The sequence below is a fragment of the Fundidesulfovibrio sp. genome (assembly GCF_058402725.1).
The window spans coordinates 1-1,805 of the sequence record NZ_JBZVFJ010000320.1 but is presented as its reverse complement, the minus strand read 5'-3'; the positions used below and the strand labels follow the sequence as shown (position 1 = coordinate 1,805).

The 1,805-nt window shown below is 70.6% G+C and carries 3 protein-coding genes; 1 reads left to right on the top strand and 2 read right to left on the bottom strand.

What is annotated here, in order from left to right:
- Positions 1 to 33: 33 nt before the first annotated feature.
- Both ACV4UX_RS19175 and ACV4UX_RS19170 read right to left on the bottom strand, forming a co-directional pair.
- On the bottom strand, positions 34 to 159 hold the full coding sequence (locus tag ACV4UX_RS19175; RefSeq protein ID WP_491594876.1) for a hypothetical protein: 126 nt from the start codon (positions 157 to 159) through the stop codon (positions 34 to 36).
- A 3-nt stretch (positions 160 to 162) separates the two neighbouring features.
- On the bottom strand, positions 163 to 834 hold the full coding sequence (locus ACV4UX_RS19170) for a GntR family transcriptional regulator (RefSeq protein ID WP_491594875.1): 672 nt from the start codon (positions 832 to 834) through the stop codon (positions 163 to 165).
- 160 nt (positions 835 to 994) lie between these two features.
- On the opposite strand from ACV4UX_RS19170, the gene ACV4UX_RS19165 reads away from it, so the two are divergent.
- A complete protein-coding gene (locus ACV4UX_RS19165) occupies positions 995 to 1,768 on the top strand; it encodes a hypothetical protein (protein WP_491594874.1) in 774 nt (257 codons plus the stop codon).
- The last annotated feature ends 37 nt before the right edge of the window (positions 1,769 to 1,805 follow it).

The window sequence follows — 1,805 nt, the reverse complement described above, 5'->3', positions numbered from 1 at the left end:
GCCATGCCCGAATCGCCCGAGGTGAGGAGCGTCTCACGCCCTAGATAGAAGGAAGAGGTATTCCACGGCCTTGAACCCGGAACGGGCGGCCAGGGCGAAGCGCTCCTCGAAGGGGGACTCGGTGTAGAGCATGGTCAGGTTGGCGCTGAAGCGTGGCACGGGTCACCTCCCTGTGACGGCTGGGGGTTGCGGAAGCGTTTCGAGCAGCGCGTCCAGCGAGCGCTGGATGTGGCGGCGCATGGCCAGGGCCGCGCCCTCGGGGTTCTGCGCCTCCAGGGCCTGGATCACGGCCAGGTGTTCGGGCGCGGTGTCCTCCCAGGGCCTGGGCGTGCCGTGCAGGTAGAGCCCGGCCAGCATGTTCAGGGGCTCCAGGGAGCGCAACAGGAAGCGGTTGCCGGCGAGCTCGGCCAGCCGCCAGTGGAAGAGGCGGTCGCTCTCCACGAAGGCGGCGCAGTGTTCCGGGGTGTCGGGGGAGCGGGCCAGCTCCTCCCAGCGCGCGCGCAGGGCGCGGGCCTCGGCGGGCTCGATGCGCCGCGCGGCCAGCTCGGCGGCCATGGGCTCCAGGCGCAGGCGCACCTCCAGGAGGTCGGCCAGGGAGGCGTCGTCCAGGGCGGCCACGCTGGCCCCGCAGCGGGGCTTCCACACGGCCAGCCCCTCCAGGGTGAGGCGTTTGAGGGCCGCGATGAGCGGCGTGCGGCTCACGCCCAGGCGCTGGGCCAGGTCCTCCTGGCGCAGGCGCGATCCGGGGGGCAGCGCTCCCGAGGCGATCATGCCGCGCAGGCGCGCAAGCACCTGGTCTTCGAGGTTCTCGTGGCGGATGGGCGGTGTGTCCATGGGCCGGGCATAGTGCGACAGCCCGTCGCCGTCAAGAATTTTGGACTTTGTATTCAATATTGCGAAAGCCGCGCTCGACACCACCGCCCCCCCGGGCTATCAAGACGCACCGCGACCCCGAGGCCCCGCACACACACCCAAGCCCCGAGGACTCCCCCCTATGCGCATCCTGGCAGCCCTGTGCCTGATCCTCTTCGCGTCCCTTCCCGCGCTGGCCCAGCCCCGGCAGCAGCCCGCCCAGAACGGCCAGACCGGCCAGACCCTCACCCGCGACTGGCTGCGCATCCCCCGCGACGACCGCACCGCCTACATGACCGGGGCCTCCGCCGGGGTGCGCGCCTACGCCGAAAGCCAGCCCGGCACGCCCATGCCCGCCCTGGTGGTGGTCTCGCGCGCCGTCTCCGCCATGGACCGCGCCGCGCGCGACCCCCTCACCTCTGGCCAGCCCATGATGCAGACGGCCCTCAAGGCCGTCCTGGACTCCCAGGACCGGGGCATCCACTTCGTGGAGTCCGGCGGCCACGTGCGCGACCCCCAGTTCGACCAGCGCATCCTCTTCGACTACCCCTGGCTCAAGCCCCTCGACCTCGAAGGCTTCGTGGCCACCCCCTACGCCCCCCACGACACCTTCGCAGACAGCTGGAAGAGCGCCTACCAGCACCAGAAGCTCTTCTTCATCCAGGGCTTCGGCGACATGGCCGCCGCCCGCTGCCTGGACGCCTACGGCGACACGCCCAAGGGGCGCGACTGCCTGCGCCCCCTGCTGCCCCTGCCCCCCGAGGCCGTGGTGGCCCAAATGGACCAGATCTACCGTGACCGCCGCTTCGCCAAGTGCGGCTACGATCTGGTGATCCGGGCCGCCCTCGTGCGCATGGTGGGCGGCGACTGGGAAAAGATCCTCCTGAGCCAGCCTGCGGAGCGTGTTACCCGTTGAAACTTCGTGTGCGTTCAGTTACACCTCCTGTAAATTC

Coding starts and splice junctions, on each gene's coding strand:
- ACV4UX_RS19170 (WP_491594875.1), bottom strand. CDS start 834: ATGGACACACCGCCCATCCGCCACGAGAACCTCGAAGACCAGGTGCTT.
- ACV4UX_RS19165 (WP_491594874.1), top strand. CDS start 995: ATGCGCATCCTGGCAGCCCTGTGCCTGATCCTCTTCGCGTCCCTTCCC.